The organism is Acinetobacter sp. SH024 (assembly GCF_000163635.1).
Classification (GTDB): Bacteria; Pseudomonadota; Gammaproteobacteria; order Pseudomonadales; family Moraxellaceae; genus Acinetobacter; species Acinetobacter pittii.
On record NZ_GG753607.1, the window covers coordinates 51,280 to 68,339 of the forward strand.

The 17,060-nt window shown below is 37.0% G+C and carries 15 protein-coding genes, 1 rRNA gene and 1 pseudogene; 9 read left to right on the top strand and 8 right to left on the bottom strand.

Translation table 11 applies throughout. From position 1 onward, the window contains the following. Positions 1–48: 48 nt before the first annotated feature. Positions 49–1,422 carry a UDP-N-acetylmuramate:L-alanyl-gamma-D-glutamyl-meso-diaminopimelate ligase gene (mpl, locus tag HMPREF0013_RS23745; RefSeq protein ID WP_005804897.1) on the bottom strand — a complete coding sequence of 458 codons (1,374 nt, stop codon included), beginning with the start codon at positions 1,420–1,422 and terminating at the stop codon, positions 49–51. Positions 1,423–1,662: 240 nt separating this feature from the next. Here mpl and HMPREF0013_RS23750 point away from each other — a divergent pair, with 240 nt between their 5' ends. From HMPREF0013_RS23750 to HMPREF0013_RS23765, 4 genes are all read left to right on the top strand, one after another. Then, positions 1,663–2,025, top strand: a complete 363-nt coding sequence (locus HMPREF0013_RS23750) for a DMT family protein (protein WP_075384089.1) — start codon at positions 1,663–1,665, stop codon at positions 2,023–2,025. Positions 2,026–2,308: 283 nt separating this feature from the next. Beyond that, a complete protein-coding gene (gene purE / locus HMPREF0013_RS23755) occupies positions 2,309–2,824 on the top strand; it encodes a 5-(carboxyamino)imidazole ribonucleotide mutase (protein ID WP_002115451.1) in 516 nt (171 codons plus the stop codon). 9 nt (positions 2,825–2,833) lie between these two features. Next, positions 2,834–3,955 (top strand): 5-(carboxyamino)imidazole ribonucleotide synthase, encoded by a 1,122-nt coding sequence (locus HMPREF0013_RS23760; RefSeq protein WP_004795549.1) that lies wholly within the window; start codon positions 2,834–2,836, stop codon positions 3,953–3,955. A gap of 680 nt (positions 3,956–4,635) precedes the next feature. Continuing rightward, a complete protein-coding gene (locus HMPREF0013_RS23765; RefSeq protein WP_005804898.1) occupies positions 4,636–5,928 on the top strand; it encodes a lytic murein transglycosylase in 1,293 nt (430 codons plus the stop codon). A 65-nt stretch (positions 5,929–5,993) separates the two neighbouring features. Here HMPREF0013_RS23765 and HMPREF0013_RS23770 read toward each other — a convergent pair whose 3' ends face one another. The 6 genes and pseudogenes from HMPREF0013_RS23770 to HMPREF0013_RS23795 all read right to left on the bottom strand — a co-directional run bounded on the left by HMPREF0013_RS23770 (position 5,994) and on the right by HMPREF0013_RS23795 (position 12,481). Further along, positions 5,994–6,368, bottom strand: coding sequence for a hypothetical protein (locus HMPREF0013_RS23770; RefSeq protein ID WP_014207668.1), 375 nt, complete (start codon positions 6,366–6,368; stop codon positions 5,994–5,996). Between the two features lie 101 nt (positions 6,369–6,469). Beyond that, positions 6,470–7,438, bottom strand: a pseudogene (locus HMPREF0013_RS23775) (M57 family metalloprotease). 137 nt (positions 7,439–7,575) lie between these two features. Then, positions 7,576–8,481, bottom strand: a complete 906-nt coding sequence (locus HMPREF0013_RS23780) for a matrixin family metalloprotease (protein WP_005804901.1) — start codon at positions 8,479–8,481, stop codon at positions 7,576–7,578. Between the two features lie 330 nt (positions 8,482–8,811). Beyond that, on the bottom strand, positions 8,812–10,752 hold the full coding sequence (gene dnaK / locus HMPREF0013_RS23785) for a molecular chaperone DnaK (RefSeq protein ID WP_002115449.1): 1,941 nt from the start codon (positions 10,750–10,752) through the stop codon (positions 8,812–8,814). A gap of 118 nt (positions 10,753–10,870) precedes the next feature. After that, positions 10,871–11,425, bottom strand: a complete 555-nt coding sequence (gene grpE, locus HMPREF0013_RS23790; protein ID WP_002115470.1) for a nucleotide exchange factor GrpE — start codon at positions 11,423–11,425, stop codon at positions 10,871–10,873. 162 nt (positions 11,426–11,587) lie between these two features. After that, on the bottom strand, positions 11,588–12,481 hold the full coding sequence (locus HMPREF0013_RS23795; protein WP_005804902.1) for a LysR family transcriptional regulator: 894 nt from the start codon (positions 12,479–12,481) through the stop codon (positions 11,588–11,590). 106 nt (positions 12,482–12,587) lie between these two features. Between HMPREF0013_RS23795 and HMPREF0013_RS23800 the strand changes: the two genes are divergently transcribed. Further along, on the top strand, positions 12,588–13,454 hold the full coding sequence (locus HMPREF0013_RS23800) for an MBL fold metallo-hydrolase (protein ID WP_005804904.1): 867 nt from the start codon (positions 12,588–12,590) through the stop codon (positions 13,452–13,454). Positions 13,455–13,846: 392 nt separating this feature from the next. Continuing rightward, positions 13,847–14,077, top strand: a complete 231-nt coding sequence (locus HMPREF0013_RS0105915) for a hypothetical protein (protein WP_000733015.1) — start codon at positions 13,847–13,849, stop codon at positions 14,075–14,077. A gap of 169 nt (positions 14,078–14,246) precedes the next feature. Here the strand turns inward: HMPREF0013_RS0105915 and HMPREF0013_RS23805 are convergent, their stop codons facing one another. Then, on the bottom strand, positions 14,247–14,564 hold the full coding sequence (locus HMPREF0013_RS23805) for a hypothetical protein (protein WP_005804905.1): 318 nt from the start codon (positions 14,562–14,564) through the stop codon (positions 14,247–14,249). A 210-nt stretch (positions 14,565–14,774) separates the two neighbouring features. Between HMPREF0013_RS23805 and HMPREF0013_RS23810 the strand changes: the two genes are divergently transcribed. The 3 genes from HMPREF0013_RS23810 to HMPREF0013_RS0105920 all read left to right on the top strand — a co-directional run. Then, positions 14,775–15,845: an alpha/beta hydrolase gene (locus tag HMPREF0013_RS23810; RefSeq protein ID WP_005804906.1), complete on the top strand. Its 1,071-nt coding sequence runs from the start codon at positions 14,775–14,777 to the stop codon at positions 15,843–15,845. A gap of 158 nt (positions 15,846–16,003) precedes the next feature. After that, the gene (locus tag HMPREF0013_RS23815) at positions 16,004–16,555 is read left to right on the top strand and encodes a peptidylprolyl isomerase (RefSeq protein WP_005804908.1); all 552 of its coding nucleotides are present in this window, start codon (positions 16,004–16,006) and stop codon (positions 16,553–16,555) included. A gap of 397 nt (positions 16,556–16,952) precedes the next feature. Then, positions 16,953–17,060 (top strand): 16S ribosomal RNA (locus HMPREF0013_RS0105920); the annotation flags it as partial.

The following is a 17,060-nucleotide window of genomic DNA, read 5'->3' on the forward strand; positions in this document are numbered from 1 at the left end:
GGGTTTTAATTTGAAACCCGTTTTTTATTGAATCATCTAGAGCGAAAGTTAAGCAGCTTTTGCCTTTAATGCGCTCATAAGTTTTTGATGTAAGCCACCGAAGCCACCATTAGACATAATCACAACGGCATCGCCCTCACCTGCTTCATTAACAATACGTTTAATAATTTCATCAAGTGAACGGCTCACTTGAGCATGGTTAGAAGCAGCTTCAATCACTGGTTGTAGATCCCAATCTAAGCCTTCTGGCTGATACCAGATCACTTCGTCTGCTAAGCGTGCTGAATGTGCTAAGCCATCTTTATGACTGCCCATACGCATCGTGTTTGAACGTGGTTCAATAATGGCCCATAAACGGCGTTCACCTAAGCGTTTGCGTGCGCCATCTAAAGTTGTGTCAATTGCTGTTGGGTGGTGAGCGAAGTCATCATAAACCTCAATACCATTGACTGTACCGAGTAACTCCATACGACGTTTCACACCGCCAAAGTTAGACAAAGCTTCACAAGCTTGTTCAAGCGTAACACCTACATGTTGAGCAGCTACAATTGTTGCTAAAGCATTCGCTACACTATGCTGCCCTGTCATGCTCCATTTCACTTCACCAACGACATTACCATTTTCGAGTACTTTAAAATGGCTACCATCAATTGAAATGAGTTCGGCAGACAAAGCAGCTTTTTCATTTGCTTCTAGACTGGTACGAATCACGGGTGTCCAGCAGCCCATTTCAAGCACTTCATCAATATGCGTTTCAGTAATTGGCGCAATAATACGGCCTTCACTTGGAATAGTACGCACAAGATGATGGAACTGCTTTTGAATCGCTGCTAGGTCATCAAAAATATCGGCATGGTCAAATTCAAGGTTATTTAAAATCGCCGTTTTGGGGTGATAGTGAACAAACTTAGAACGTTTATCAAAGAAAGCAGAGTCATATTCATCGGCTTCAACGCAGAAGTATTTGCCACCACCTAAACGAGCACTTTCACTAAAACCAAGTGGAACACCACCGATTAAAAAGCCCGGATTTAAACCAGCTTGATCAAGCACCCAAGCCAACATGGTTGTGGTTGTTGTTTTTCCGTGAGTACCTGCGACACCAAGTACATGTTTACCTTGTAAAACATGATCGGCAAGGAACTGTGGACCAGAAATATATGGCAGGCCTTCGTTTAGCATATATTCAACAGCATCAATACCACGTTTCATGGCATTGCCGACAATAACCAAGTCCGGATGAGGCTGTAAATGACTACGGTCATAGCCTTGCATGAGTGTAATGCCTGCATTTTCTAACTGGGTAGACATCGGTGGGTAAACGTTTAAATCGGAACCAGTTACCTTATGTCCTAAATCACGAGCTAAAAGTGCTAAAGAGCCCATAAAAGTGCCACAAATACCCAAGATATGCAGATGCATTGCTCGCCTTCTCCACTGCTTTTGTACACAACATTAAAATGAATTGCTGTGTGTGCATTATTGATAAATTTGCCAGCAACGATAGCAAGGCTAAACTCGAAAAGATAGTCAAAAATCGTTGTTGTTCTATGTGTTTGAGACCCTAATAAAACTACAGCTTTATTTTTTAGATTTAAGCTGAATTACAGTTTTATCTTTTATAATGTTTTGTATCGTTAAAATACTTAAATCATCGTGATGATGAAGGATGTGCCTTTGAGCCCAACGGTTTTAGCTTTTACGCTATTAATTATTTCTAACTGCTTTATGACACTTGCATGGTATGGGCATCTTAAATTTTTGCACCATGCTCCACTTTGGCAAGCGATTCTATTCGGTTGGATTATTGCCTTACTTGAATACAGTTTTATGATCCCAGCCACTCGTATGTTAAGCGCGCAAGGCTGGTTACTCGGTGAAATGAAGATCACTCAGGAAGTGGTTACATTGGTCGTGTTTGTACCTTTTATGATTTTCTTGTTTAAGCAACCCTTTAAACTCGATTACTTATGGGCGATGTTATGCCTATTTGGTTGTGTTTATTTCGTATTTAGAAGCCAGTAATCTATGGTAGCTTGTATTGAATAATTGGTTCTATACAAGCTATTAATTTTTCAAATACCTGATTATATTTCAGATATCTAATTAATTAATATTAATAAAAATTGAGAATGTATCACTGTTAAAGCATGACATTTTTTGATGATATTAAAAATATTCGCAGAGCTAGTCAGTTAAATTTTCGTGAGATGAAAAATCAGTCTATAATAATGGGCTTCCGAACCATTTAAAACTTGGCTCTCGTCGAGATTTATCTTCTTTTACTTTTGTCTCTGGAACATTAGCAATGAATGCGGCCGCAGCACAAGACGCTCAACCTCTCGTTGGAATTATTATGGGTTCTCAATCTGATTGGGCAACTCTCGAAAACACAGCCAATATGCTTAAACAGCTTGGTGTCCCATTTGAAGCGGAAGTGGTATCTGCTCATCGTACTCCAGATCGTTTATTTGAATATGCAGAAACTGCACGTGATCGCGGTATTCAAGTGATTATTGCTGGTGCAGGCGGTGCAGCGCATTTACCTGGAATGTGTGCCGCAAAAACTGATTTACCTGTTTTAGGTGTGCCAGTTAAATCATCAATTTTAAATGGCGTAGACTCTTTGCTTTCAATTGTACAAATGCCAGCAGGTATTGCAGTTGGTACTTTAGCGATTGGTCCAGCTGGTGCAACGAATGCGGCAATTATGGCTGCACAAATCTTAGGTTTAACTCGTCCTGAAATCGCAAAAAATGTAGCTGATTTCCGTGCTGCGCAAACTGATAAAGTTGCAAGCAAAAATATTCCGGGTCAGGTGTAAGAGGCTGAGATGGATAAAACTATCGGTATTTTTGGTGGTGGGCAACTGGGCCGTATGATGGCTCAAGCAGCGTTACCATTAAATATTCAATGTACTTTTTTTGAAGCAAATACAGATTGTCCAGCAGGTGTTTTAGGCCAGGTTTTTTCTAGCCAAGATGAGCAAGGTTTAAAGCAGTTTATTGAAAGTGCTGATGTTTTCAGTCTTGAATTTGAAAATACGCCAGTTGAAGATGTTGATGTTTTGACACAAACCAAAGCATTGCACCCTCCCCGTGTTGCTTTAGCAACTGCGCAAAATCGTTTGTCAGAAAAAGCATTGTTTGATGAGCTTACTATTCCTGTTGCGCCGTATCGTGCTGTAGATAGCTTAGAAAGCTTGAAAAAGGCTGTGGCTGAGCTTGGTTTGCCGATTGTACTTAAAACTGCAACTGGCGGATATGATGGCAAAGGCCAGTTTGTACTTCGTTCAGAAGACCAGATTGATACCGCTTGGGCTGAACTTGGTCCTGCAAAAAGTCTAGTTGCCGAAAGCTTTGTTAAATTCTCTCGTGAAGTTTCAATTATTGCGGTGCGCGGCCAAAATGGTGAGGTAAAAACTTGGCCACTGGCTGAAAATCACCACCATAATGGTATTTTATCGCATTCAATTGTTCCAGCACCGAATAGCGAAGCTTTGCAACCTGTGGCTCAAGACTACATTACTCGTTTGTTGAATCACCTTAACTATGTAGGTGTGTTAACTCTAGAGCTATTTGTGACAGAACAAGGCTTATGTGCAAATGAGATGGCACCGCGAGTGCATAACTCAGGTCATTGGTCCATTGAAGGCGCTGTTTGTTCTCAGTTTGAAAACCACATTCGAGCTGTTGCAGGACTACCATTGGGTTCAACAGATGTTGTTCGCCCAACGGTTATGATCAATATTATTGGTCAACATCCTAAAACTGAGGATGTACTTGCCTTAAATGGTGCTCATCTGCATCTTTATAACAAGTCAGAACGTGCTGGCCGCAAATTAGGCCATATCACTTTAATGCCTGTGGATAGTAATGAATTGACGAATTTATGCCGTCAATTGGCGGAAATTTTGCCAGAACCACTCGCTTTAACAGCAGATATGACCCTCTAAAAGTATTTTTAATTCTCTAAAAAGCGATCTTCAGATCGCTTTTTTTATCTTTTAAATTTAAAAATAATAGAACATGCATATTTTATGTTTGTGGATAACTCTGATTTAAACTTTTGAATTTAAAAAAGCTACTGTAATTTGAATTTAAAACTATAAATAACTGTTTTGGGTGCTTTTGAATTTAAAATTGGTTATCCACAAAAGTATTTTTAAATTTAAATGAGAGAGTTGGATGTACCTTTTTAAATTCAAAAATAGAAGTCTATTGGTATGGGGTTTTGAATTTAAAAATTTTGGTTGATCTTTAAATTTAAAAAAATACGGTTTTTTGGTGATTGGCTATAGCCTGTAATAAATAATAAGGTGATATAGGATTAAGGAATAAAGGTGTTTTGGCTGTATTGTGGATAAAGTTATCCACAATAAAGAAAGGTTTGTAGTTTAAATTTAAAGAAGTGCTTTTGAATTTAAACTTGAGTATCGGTTTTGAATTCAAAACTAATAATTTTGATTTAGAGAATTTTAAATTCAAAAATGAAGTAGAAAATTTGAATTTAAAACATGGGAAATGAATTTAAAGTAGAGATTATGAATTCAAATTTACGTTTTCTCTCTGAAATTTTGGACTCATAATGGTATGGTACTTACAAATTTAAATTTAAAAATTGAACTAGGATAATATGCGACGTTTTTCTTGTATTGTTGGCTCTGTATTTTTAGCGATGACTCAGGCTCAAGCAGAGCTCGTAATTAATGGTTCTACAATATCTAGCAGTGCTACTGTTCCAGTGGTGACGAGTGAAGATTATACGCCTAATAATAATTTCCAAAGCTGTTTGGCAAATTTACGTTCTCAAGCAATTTCTGCTGGAGTATCTGGTACAACTTATGATCGTTATACCCAAAACTTGACCCCAGATTATTCAGTTATTGATAAATTAAACTATCAACCAGAATTTTCGACGCCAATTTGGGATTATCTTTCTGGTCTAGTTGATGAAGAGCGCGTTGAGCTTGGTAAACAAAAACTGGCGCAACATCGAGATGTTTTAAACCGTGCTTCTCAAACTTACGGCGTGCCACCAGAAACAATCGTGGCAGTGTGGGGGGTAGAAAGTAATTTTGGTGATATTTCTGGAAAATATCCTTTATTACAAGCACTCGGGACTTTAAGTTGTGAAGGGCGTCGACAAAGTTATTTCCGCACTGAGTTTTTTGCCACTGTGCGTATTTTACAACGTGGTGACTTAACCGAAGATCAACTGAAAGGTTCATGGGCTGGGGCATTCGGCCATACTCAATTTATGCCATCTACTTATGAACGTTTAGCTGTTGATTTTGATGGAGATGGTCGCCGCGATTTAGTGTCGAGTACAGCTGATGCACTGGCTTCAACTGCCAATTTCTTAAATAAAGCAGGTTGGCAAACAGGAATGCCGTGGGGTTTTGAAGTCAAAGTTCCCCAAGGTATGTCAATTGAGGGAGAAGGGCGACGTTCAAAGAAAGCTTTAAGTAGCTGGAGTGCACGAGGGGTAACCCGAATTGATGGTTCTCCACTTGTTCAAGGGGCTTTATCTAGCAGTACTTCAGCGGGTTTAATGGCACCTGCAGGTGTAAATGGTCCAGTATTTTTAGTATTTAAGAATTTTGATGCTATCTACAGCTATAACGCTGCGGAAAGTTATGGACTTGCGATTGCCCATTTATCTGATCGTTTAAAAGGTGCGGGTCCATTTGTTGCGTCTTGGCCAACAGATGATCCGGGAACTTCACGTGCCGAGCGTCGTGAAATCCAACAGTTTTTGATTAACCGTGGCTATGATATTGGTGCAGTTGACGGCCTTATTGGAGATAAAACCCGCGTAGCTATTCGTCAAGAGCAAACTCGTTTAGGTTTAAATCCAACAGGACGGGCAGGGCAACAAATTTTACGCGCATTCCGTCAAGAACAAGCTCAAAAAATGATGCAATAAGCTGAAAATAATTAAAAAAAGGTCTGCTTATGCAGACCTTTTTTATAGGTACTTGTATAAGAGGATTACTCTAATTTAACTGCTTCCAAAATATCAAAAATAACTGACGTAACATCTTGGCTTAAATCACGATCATTAAAGATTTCATACGCAGTGATCGTGACATCAGTATCACTTGGTAATTGCTTTTGCTCTTCTTCAATTAAATGTTCAATCGGTAACAGAGTCTGTTTTACTTCAAGATGGAGAATATCTTTATATTCGATATTTTCATCCTCAAGCTCGATTTCATGCTCATTGAAAAAGGGAATTAAAATAGAATGGAGGTATGGTTTAATTTCAATAATATCAAACAGTTCAATGTCGCGAGTCTGTTCAATTGTGCTGATATGATCATTTACTTCAATCAGGATATGATAATAACTCATCTTGATCTCCATTCTATTTTCGTTAGCTCTTATGACCACAATAACATGACTTTGATACCAATTTCGATGTATCTATATAGAAATAGATACATCATTTTATATCAAGCTCTTAATTATTGAGGTAAAGCACTTAATAGATCACGGTCAGCATCCGTAAGTCCAGTGATTTTTTTGTCACCATCTTTACGTACTGAGTACATCAATGCATTTGGTTGATCACTATGTTTTAAACCAAGTGCATGTCCTAACTCATGAGCAATCGTTAAGCGTAAATCATCAATAGACTTAAACTCATAAATCACAATTTGTTTGCCGTTATAGATACCTTTTTTAAAGACATCCGCTTGAGCATTTTGCTTAAATTGGTTCAATGAATTATTAAACTCATTATTAATCTGATTAAAATGAGTCACTTTGACATTTAAGTCTTTAGCTTGCTGATTATATGCAGCAATTTCTTTCTTTAAAGCAACAGTTTGTTTTTGCAAATCTTTCTGAGTTTTAGCCCAAGATTTAGCGCTGTATTCAGGTGCTAATTTGCCTTGGTTAAGCTCCATCATTAGTTGGTCAAGATTTTTCAATTTGCCATTCAAAATCTGCTTCTTATTTTCAAGCTCAGACTGAGTTTGACCAAGGGTTTGCTTCAATTGCTTAATTTGTTGCTGTTCATCAATTACACGTTGCTGTTCTTGTTGGAACCGAGCTGCGATTTTTTGACGCTGTTCAGAACGGCTTTGACTATTATCGTAAACTAAACGAATTTCTAACTTTGCATTTGGATCATAAGTAAAATAATCCTGTCCAGTACCTTGTTTCCAAATGTCCGCAGCTTGTTGACTAATTTGAATTAATTGGTCTTGGCTTAAACCAAAACGTGGATCAATATCAGCAATTTTGTAAGTCAAATGTTGACCTGCTTTTTGCTGGATTTGAGTATGAGCTGGAGTTGCAAGATTAGCATTAGCCTGAAAATTAGAAAAAGCAAAGGCTACGCCTAATAACAAAGATGTTAAACGCATAATCGAAGGGGGGAGATTTTAAAAAAAACGTATTATAAGAATATAAAATGAAAAATCAATCAAAAAACGTACAAATCAGAAAAATAAATGAGACTTTAGTCTCATTATTTTTTACCAAATGCCAAATTATTTTTTAGAAAAAATTTAATATATTTGGTTTTATTTAGTTTTTTTAATCATTTAACTTTAACGATTTTTCCTTAATTTGGTCTATAAATTGAACTTAATAAATCTAAATCTGAATCTGTTAGTTTAAAGTTATGAATATCTTGCTCTTTTAAATAGGGATACATTAAAGATTTAGGATCAGTCGTATGTTTTAGCCCTAAAGCATGCCCAAGTTCATGAGCAAGGGTCAAGCGTAAATCATTTAAAGAAGCATAACCGTAAATCTGAATTTGGTTTTGACTGAATAATCCTTTATGGAAGGGTTGAATACTAGTTTTCTGCTCTAGCTTGAATTGTGTTTTTAAAGCGCTTAAATCACTTTGCTCTCGATTTAGCTCTTTAATTTTTAAGTTAAGTGATTGAATTTTAAAATTTAGAATGTTGGATTCATTTTTTAAATTTTCCGATTTTTGCCCTAGTTGTTTTTGCCATTCTTTTAAATTATCGGCACTAGAGTATTGATGTTCTCCTTGATTAAAGCGCGTTACATCTTGTTGATATTGTTCAAACTCAACTTTTAGATTGAGCTTTTTCTTGTTTAAATCACTTGATAGTTGAGCAACTTCCTGTTTGTTTAGAACAATTTCTTCATTTTTAATGCGCCATGCTTCCTGCTTTTGCAAAAGTGCATCCAAATTGTTTTGTTGTTCATCTTTAATGAGTTGATGATCATCATAGATTAAGTTAATTGATAATTGAGCCTGTGAATCATAAATAAAATAGGTATTCCCAGTTTCTTTTTGCCAGATTTCAGCAGCTTGTTGGCTTACCTCAACTAATTGTTCTTTAGTGAGTTGAAACCGCGGATCAATAAAAGCAATTCGGTATTTTAAAGGTTGATGAGATGACTTAATTGGCAGATTGCTTTGAGCAAAAAGTGTTGTTTGTAAGCCCATGCATAAGCATAAGCTCAATCCCCACCATAGAAATTTTTTCATGGCAAAATAAAAAAATATAAATAAATCTTATTGTTAGCTACTTAATTTAATTCGTCAAAATGATAAAAATCTCAATAGTTTAGGTGAGGTTTGTGATATTGGTCGAAAAATTAAAAAAGATGTTCTCAGACTTGGCAATAATCAAATAATTAATGTAGTAAATAACAGTGATTTTTTAGCAAAAAAATATTATTTAAAATTAAATATTTAGTTTTTATGATTGATCTTTCTGACAGAAATATTTGAATAATATCATTAAAAAACTTATTGTTAATTTTTGTAAACAATAAAAAACCGCGCCTAAGCGCGGTTTTTTATCAAAGAAACAAATTATTTTTTGTCATCTTTAACTTCAGTGAACTCAGCATCTACAACGCCATCATCTGCTTTTTGTTGACCCGCATCACCACCTTGGAATGCATTTGGATCAAAGCCTTCAGCACCACCAGCTTGTTGCGCTTGTTCATAAGCACGTTGAGTGATAGGCATCAAGATGTTTTGTAAAGCTTCAGTTTTCGCTTTGATATCTTCTACATCATTTTCTTTTGTTGCTGCTTCAAGTTCAGAAACGGCAGTGCTTACAGCTGTTTTTTCATCTTCAGTAACTTTGTCACCAAGATCTTTAACAGCTTTGTTCGAGCTTGAAATTAATGCATCAGCTTCGTTACGAGCTTTTGCAAGTTCTTCAAACTTACGATCTTCTTCAGCATTCGCTTCAGCATCTTTAATCATTGCTTCGATTTCAGCATCAGACAAACCTGAGTTCGCTTTAATCTGGATCGATTGCTCTTTACCAGTGCTCTTATCTTTAGCAGATACTTTCAAGATACCATCAGCATTGATGTCGAAAGATACTTCAATTTGTGGCACACCACGTGGAGCAGGTGGGATGTCGCCTAATTGGAAGTTACCCAACAATTTGTTTTGTTGAGCCATCTTACGTTCACCTTGGTAAACTGAAATGTCTACGGCAGGCTGGTTGTCAGCAGCAGTAGAGAACACTTGTGATTTCTTCGCAGGAATCGTCGTGTTTTTCTCAATGATTGGTGTTAATACACCACCCATTGTTTCAATACCTAAAGTTAATGGTGTTACGTCTAATAAAAGAACGTCAGTTTTGTCACCAGACAATACAGCACCTTGAATCGCAGCACCGATTGCAACTGCTTCGTCAGGGTTCACGTCTTTACGTGGCTCTTTACCAAAGAACTCTTGTACTTTTTGTTGTACAAGTGGCATACGAGACTGACCACCAACCAAGATCACGTCAGAGATGTCTGAAGTCGAAAGACCAGCATCTTTAAGTGCGATTTTACAAGGCTCAATAGTACGAGCAACTAAATCAGCAACTAAACCTTCAAGTTTCGCACGTGTTACATTGATCACTAAGTGTTTAGGACCAGTTGCATCAGCAGTGATGTATGGAAGGTTGATTTCAGTTGCATTTGATGAAGAAAGCTCGATTTTTGCTTTTTCAGCAGCTTCTTTCAAACGTTGTAACGCAAGTGGATCATTTTTCAAGTTCACACTTTGTTCTTTCTTAAATTCTTCAACTAAGAATTCAATTAATGCGTTATCAAAGTCTTCACCACCAAGGAAAGTATCACCGTTTGTTGATAACACTTCGATTTGTTGGTCGCCATCAAGGTCTGCGATTTCAATGATTGATACGTCAAAAGTACCACCACCTAAGTCGTAAACTGCAACTTTACGGTCGCCTTCTTTTTTGTCCATACCGAACGCAAGTGCAGCAGCAGTTGGTTCGTTAATGATACGTTTAACGTCTAAACCAGCGATTTTACCCGCATCTTTAGTCGCTTGACGTTGAGCATCATTAAAGTAAGCAGGAACAGTAATAACTGCTTCAGTAACTGTTTCACCTAAATAGTCTTCTGCAGTTTTCTTCATCTTTTTCAAGATTTCAGCAGAAACTTGTTGAGGCGCTAATTTTTTATCGTTTACTTCAACCCAAGCATCGCCATTGTCTGCTTTGATGATCTTATAAGGTACAAGACCGATATCTTTTTGTACCGCTTGATCTTCATAACGACGACCGATTAAACGCTTGATAGCGAATAATGTATTTTTCGGGTTAGTTACTGCCTGACGCTTAGCACTTTGACCTACTAAGATCTCGCCATCTTTATAAGCAATGATCGATGGAGTTGTACGTGCGCCTTCAGCGTTTTCGATTACTTTTACTTTATCGCCTTCAAGTACAGCAACGCATGAGTTGGTAGTACCTAAGTCAATACCAATAATTTTTGCCATGTGACGTTTTCCTCAAAAATTCTTTTGCAATGTTTTTGCTTGTTATCCGATATGAGAGTGAATCTATTTTTTTCAAGCGTTTTAGCGAAAAAAAATCTAAAAACTCTCAAAAAATTATTTATTGACCAACCATAACCATAGCAGGGCGCAATAAGCGGCCGTTTAATGTATAGCCCTTTTGTAAAACGCTACCGATTTCATTCGCTTTAGCATTTGGGTCAATACCGACAGCTTGATGTAAATCTGCATTGAAGCCATTTTTTGTATCAGCTTCTACAACACCAAATTTTTCAAGTGTGGTTAACAGCGACTTCAAGGTCAGTTTAATACCTTCAAGTACTGGCGTTTCTTCATCACCAGCCGCTTGAATTGCACGCTCTAAATTATCAACAGAATCTAGTAATTCTTTTGCAAATTTTTCAAGCACAGTCTCTTTATGCTTGTCAGACTCACGTTGAATACGCTCTACACTTTTTTGTGCTTCGTAAACTGCATTCGCAGTACGTGCTTTTTCAAGTTTTAGGCTTTCTTCTAATTTGGTGATTTGCGCTTGTAAAGATTCAACGGTAACGTCGTTTGCTTGCTCTACACCTTCAGCCTGAGTTTGCTCATTAGATTGCTCTGCTTGCTCGTGTTGAATGTCTTGAGCTTGCTCATTTTGCTCATTAGCCATTGATGATCTCCGTTTAAATGGGTTTTTAAACATGTACAGTCCTTTTGGCATCAGCATTTACTGGGTAAAACCTGAACTGCCATGCATATGCTGTAATTCATTAATAGGGATGAAGTATGGGCATTGCCTAAAAATTCAAGCGTACACGGCAATTTAAAACTTTTAATTTTGCGGTTTTAAGTAAAAATCTAAATTTTCGATCATAAAAGCAATAAATTCCTGAGTTATTTTGGGCAAATGTTGTCTTGAAGCATATACCACCGACAAACTTAATTCGGGAGCCGAAAAGTTTTTAAATAAAGGAACTAATCGTTTTTCTTTTAAATCTTTTTTAACTAATAAAGTCGGTAACATTGCCACACCTTGAGCATGTACACACATGTCATAAACAGCATTTACATCATTACTTTTAAAGGTGACGTTTAAAGGATAATTCTGCGGTTGCTGTTCAGTATCAAAAAGTGTCCAAAATTGATGTTGGCTATGGTGAGCTAAACATTCATGTTGAATAAGTTGCCTTGGATGGGAGAGGGGGCTGTGTTGCTTTAAATAATCAGGATGAGCGCAGAAAACGGACTCGATTTGACAAACAGGTCGTGCAATTAATCCATCTGCAACTTTTTGCGTTATACGTAAGGCTAAATCGACCTGTGCATCAATTAAGTCCATTGTATTTTCAGTCAGATATACATCAAATTGAATATGCGGATGTTGCTGTTTAAATTGGCGAATACATTCTCCAACCCCTAATTGAAATAAAAATAAACCGCAGGTAAAACGAATCGTACCATTATGTTGTTCAGGTGCGGCTAACTCTTGTAGAAGTTGCTGTTGTTGTAAAATATTTTCGCAGTAGAGGAGGGCTTTTTCACCTGCTGGTGTGAGAGATATTTTTCGGGTATTTCTTTGAAATAGTCGAGTTGAGAAGGTGTGCTCTAGGTGCTCAAGATAGCGAGAAACCATTGCACGGGAATAATTTAGATGTTCGGCAGCTTTGGTTAAATTGCCATGTTGAGCAATAGAAACAAAGACGTGTATGGCTTTTAATGTGTCCATATGTTTTATCATTATTACAATATATGCAACAGTTTATCTTAATTTAGTGCATTTACCTCACAAGAATTGCAATTTAAAGTATTTCTCATGAAATTGGAGATACATAATGAAATTTTTTAAATTAACTGCTTCAGCCTTAGCAACTGCGACTGCTTTAACGGTAGCTTCCTCAGCTTTTGCGCAAGATTTGAAAATCCAAAGTTTTCTGGCTAAACCCGAACATTTCGGTGTGACTTCTACTTTAATTGAAGGCGATAAAGAAGTTCTGTTGGTAAATGCGCAATTCTCAAAATCTGAAGCATTACGTATTGCTGCGGATATTTTGGATAGTGGTAAAACATTAAAGACAATTTTCGTAAGTTATGGCGATCCGGACTATTACTTTGGCTTAGATGTATTTAAACAATACTTCCCAAATGTACAAATCATTGCAACACCAGAAACTGTTAAACATATCCAAGATACTCAAGCGCTTAAAGTAAAATACTGGGGCCCACAAATGGGTGCAAATGCGCCTAGCCAAATTATTGTGCCTCAAGCTTATGCTGCTAAAACTTTAAAACTAGAGAATGAGTCAATCGAGATTAAAGGTAAGAAAGAACTTACTTATTTATGGATTCCTTCTTCAAAAGCAGTTGTAGGCGGTATTCCTGTCTCTTCAGGTATTCATTTATGGATGGCAGATACGCCAAAAGTTAAAGATCGCAATGAAGTGATTCAAGCTTTAGAAAGTATTAAATCACTCCAACCTCAAACTGTTGTTCCAGCTCATATGGTTGAGGGAGGTCCACAAGGTTTGGATGCGGTTAACTTCTCTATCGACTATCTCAAGAGCTATGAGAAAGTGGCCAAAGTAAGTAAAAATGCGAGTGAGCTAAGTCAGCTCATGCAGAAACAATATCCAACATTAAAGAGTGTGGATAGCCTAGAACTAGGCGCAAAAGTTGTAAAAGGCGAGATGCAATGGCCATAATTTGAATCGAAACACTATAAATTTTTTAATAAAGCCGTGGTCTATCCCCGGCTTTTTTTATGAAATAAGGCATTTTCAAGTAAAAAGTCTCTGTAACATTCTACGCACCTTATATAGCGTTTCTATGAAGAGAAAATTTTTAACGAGGGTAAAAGGCTAAGATAAAAATTAGAAATTGATAAAAATAAACAAAAGCTTAAGTTATAGCTTCTATATAAAAGGTAGAGGTGAGGCTAAGGAAGAGGTTTTAATAAAAAATTGCACAATTTGTACTTCTATTACTACAAAAGACAACCAATGATACGCACGCCAGAAAAAAAAATTGTGAATTATAGGCAGCGCGAAGATGAACTTTGCATTTAAATGTTTGTCGTAATGAAAGGAAAGTGATTATGAAAAAATTAGGTCTTATCTCTGTAGTACTTGCTGGTGTTGCTTTTACAGCTGTTGGTTGTGCATCTGAAGCTGGCTTAAATGCATCAGGTTCAGCTCAAACTAGCGCTAGCCCATCTGGCGTACAAGCTGGTGTTGGTGTAGATGCTGGTGTTTCTGGTCAAGCACAACCAGGTCAAGTTGATGCTGGTGCTTCTGGTTCTGTTTCAGGTTCTGCAACTGCTCAGTAATTCTTAGCGATAAGAACAGTTAAAAGATTATAGAGTACATATATTCAAGATGCCGATTTATATATGAAATGAGCTGCTACTCATTATTCTATAGTCAAGAGAATGTGGATTTCTCAATAAAAAAGCCCCAAGAGATTTTTTCTTTGGGGCTTCCATATTCCAATAGATTTTAGTCATCATCATGATAATCTCTATGATTGTGATCACGATCTTCTAATCTTTTCTTCTCCCATTCACGGTGTCTTTTTTCCCACTCACGACGATTTCTATCCTGTTCGCGAGCATCCTTACGTTGTTGTTCGTATATTCTCTTACGCTCTTCCCAACGTTTTCGTTCCCAGTCACTATAGCGACGTCCATCATAGCGGTCATCATCATGATCATGGTAAGCATAACCACCGCGGTAATAAGGATCATCTGTATAAGCAACACAACCTACAGTTAAAAGACTGGTTGCTAATAAAGTAACAACTAGTTTTGCTGACATAGCACAATCTCCTTTTGTCTGTTAACAATAATTGGCAAAAAAGTCCTGTTTTAAACGACAGATTTGTTAATGACATTTGCTATAAATCAGATTAGCGTAGATTGGTTTTTACCTTTGTATCTTGATTACATGAGTTGTATGCGAATATAGTCAAACAACAAAGAATTCTGTAGAAAATATGAAGGATAAGAGGAATTCATGGAGATAGGCATGACAGCATTTAATCAAAAAATTCAAACATTGCTAGATAAGGGCCAAGGGCCTGCTGCTCGAGCTCTTGATAAGTTACCTCGATTAGCTCAAGAATCACTTGCCAAAATCCTTGGATATGCCTACCAATACCCAGAGCTCGACTCGTTTACTAAATGTATGATGGCCGTACAAATTAAACAGGGACGTATTGGTTTCATTGGTTCAGATCCTATTGAGTCTAGACGGCAGTTTGATACACAAATGTTGGCTATACGCCAGAAATCAACTGAAATTGATTCAGTAGAAGACATTCGTTTGCCGCTTCAAAGTGGAACTGTTTTCGCAAGACACTATCATCCTTCACCGAATAAAAAATTACCTCTGATTGTTTTCTATCACGGGGGAGGGTTCGTTGTGGGTGGTTTAGATACTCATGATGAGATTTGTCGTATATTGGCAAAATATGCAAAAGTACAAGTACTCAGTATTGATTATCCACTTGCACCTGAGGTCTCACCTCAACATTTAATCCAATCATGTGAAGATGCATTAGCTTGGGTATATCAAAATCGTAGACAATTAAAAATATTAAAAAATCGTATTGCTGTAGCAGGGGATAGTGCAGGGGGGAATATTAGTACGGTTGTGGCTCAACGATCAGTAAACAAACCTTATGCTCCACAAGCACAGCTTCTCATTTATCCTACAGTTGATTTTAAAAGCCGACATCCTTCTTTCTATGCCTATAATGAAGGACTGGTTTTAACAGATAATGATATCAATTATGTTACCCAATATTATGCAACTCAGCATAATGTAGAATTAGATGATCCAATTATTTCTCCAACCTATGGTAATTTGAAAAAGAACCCGCCAGCTTTCGTGATTACGGCTGGTCATGACGTATTGCATGATGAAGCGAAAATTTATAGCTATAAGCTAAGACAAAATGGCGTCAAAATGCATTATGAAGAATATCCAGATCAAACCCACGGTTTTATAAACTTGACACCTATTTCGAAAAAGGCAAAACGCTATACCATCGAGATTAGTAAAAACTTCAGAAAGTTCTGGGATAAAAATAGTTAAATAAAAGCTTAGTCCATGTTTCACGTGGAACGTGGACTAATACTCAAATCTAAAATATAAAGCACTAAATAAAAGATAATAAATACTCACTAGAATTCTTTTATATAGATGATTAAATTTATCCTTCATTAAGTTTGGCATTTTGTTGTAGGGAAAATATGAAAAAATTATTAATGTTATGTTGTTTGGGTATAAGCAGCCATTCAGTCTGGGCTGACACTTTAGTTGAAATGCAAACAAATTTAGGCAACATTGAAATACAACTTTATGATGATAAAGCACCAAACAGTGTGAAGAATTTTAAAGACTATATAAAGTCAGGTTTTTATAAAGATACGATATTTCACCGCGTAATTCCTGGTTTTATGGTGCAGGGCGGTGGACTTACTGCAAATATGCAGGAAAAGACTACGCGAGCACCTATCAAAAATGAAGCTGGAAATGGAATTGCTAACACACGCGGAACGTTGGCGATGGCTCGTACTGCAAATCCTGACTCAGCTACTAGTCAGTTTTTTATTAACGTTGCAGATAATAATTTTTTAAATCGTTCTGCTGGTAATCCGGGTTACGCAGTTTTTGGAAAAGTAATTAAAGGAATGGATGTGGTTGACCATATTGTTCAGGTCCCTACATCAAACTATGGCATGCATCAAAACGTACCAAAACAGGCTATAAAGATAGTAGATATAAAGTTTAAAACTCCTTAAAAATAAATTAACCATATAAATCATATATTTGTTTGTTTTTGAGATTTTTTTTGGCTGAAAAAGAACCGGTCGAACGTGCATATTTATAAAAGTGCTTGCGTACCAGTTTTTTTTCCCTATAATGCACTCATCCCGACGCGATACACGAGAATATCTTAGCTTACAGGGTTAAGATGAAAGCTTAGTATTGCGTTGAATTCTGTCTCTGACGAAGAGCAGAAAAATCATTAAGAGAATTGAAGAACAACTTGTGTGGATTTTTACTGGTTGATTAATCGAAATAATTTTCATTGATTGATTGGTTTGAATTACTCGAAGTTTATTTGAGCGAAATTTAAGTCAGTAATTGATGAGCCAGAATTGGCACCTTGTCTATAAATAAGGTGCAAAATGATTTTAACTGAAGAGTTTGATCATGGCTCAGATTGAACGCTGGCGGCAGGCTTAACACATGCAAGTCGAGCGGAGAGAGGTAGCTTGCTACTGATCTTAGCGGCGGACGGGT

What these genes read in the sequence shown, in the direction of transcription:
- mpl (WP_005804897.1), bottom strand. Translation starts at nt 1,422, where the DNA reads ATGCATCTGCATATCTTGGGTATTTGTGGCACTTTTATGGGCTCTTTA.
- HMPREF0013_RS23750 (WP_075384089.1), top strand. Translation starts at nt 1,663, where the DNA reads ATGAAGGATGTGCCTTTGAGCCCAACGGTTTTAGCTTTTACGCTATTA.
- purE (WP_002115451.1), top strand. Translation starts at nt 2,309, where the DNA reads ATGAATGCGGCCGCAGCACAAGACGCTCAACCTCTCGTTGGAATTATT.
- HMPREF0013_RS23760 (WP_004795549.1), top strand. Translation starts at nt 2,834, where the DNA reads ATGGATAAAACTATCGGTATTTTTGGTGGTGGGCAACTGGGCCGTATG.
- HMPREF0013_RS23765 (WP_005804898.1), top strand. Translation starts at nt 4,636, where the DNA reads ATGCGACGTTTTTCTTGTATTGTTGGCTCTGTATTTTTAGCGATGACT.
- HMPREF0013_RS23770 (WP_014207668.1), bottom strand. Translation starts at nt 6,368, where the DNA reads ATGGAGATCAAGATGAGTTATTATCATATCCTGATTGAAGTAAATGAT.
- HMPREF0013_RS23780 (WP_005804901.1), bottom strand. Translation starts at nt 8,481, where the DNA reads ATGAAAAAATTTCTATGGTGGGGATTGAGCTTATGCTTATGCATGGGC.
- dnaK (WP_002115449.1), bottom strand. Translation starts at nt 10,752, where the DNA reads ATGGCAAAAATTATTGGTATTGACTTAGGTACTACCAACTCATGCGTT.
- grpE (WP_002115470.1), bottom strand. Translation starts at nt 11,425, where the DNA reads ATGGCTAATGAGCAAAATGAGCAAGCTCAAGACATTCAACACGAGCAA.
- HMPREF0013_RS23795 (WP_005804902.1), bottom strand. Translation starts at nt 12,481, where the DNA reads ATGGACACATTAAAAGCCATACACGTCTTTGTTTCTATTGCTCAACAT.
- HMPREF0013_RS23800 (WP_005804904.1), top strand. Translation starts at nt 12,588, where the DNA reads ATGAAATTTTTTAAATTAACTGCTTCAGCCTTAGCAACTGCGACTGCT.
- HMPREF0013_RS0105915 (WP_000733015.1), top strand. Translation starts at nt 13,847, where the DNA reads ATGAAAAAATTAGGTCTTATCTCTGTAGTACTTGCTGGTGTTGCTTTT.
- HMPREF0013_RS23805 (WP_005804905.1), bottom strand. Translation starts at nt 14,564, where the DNA reads ATGTCAGCAAAACTAGTTGTTACTTTATTAGCAACCAGTCTTTTAACT.
- HMPREF0013_RS23810 (WP_005804906.1), top strand. Translation starts at nt 14,775, where the DNA reads ATGACAGCATTTAATCAAAAAATTCAAACATTGCTAGATAAGGGCCAA.
- HMPREF0013_RS23815 (WP_005804908.1), top strand. Translation starts at nt 16,004, where the DNA reads ATGAAAAAATTATTAATGTTATGTTGTTTGGGTATAAGCAGCCATTCA.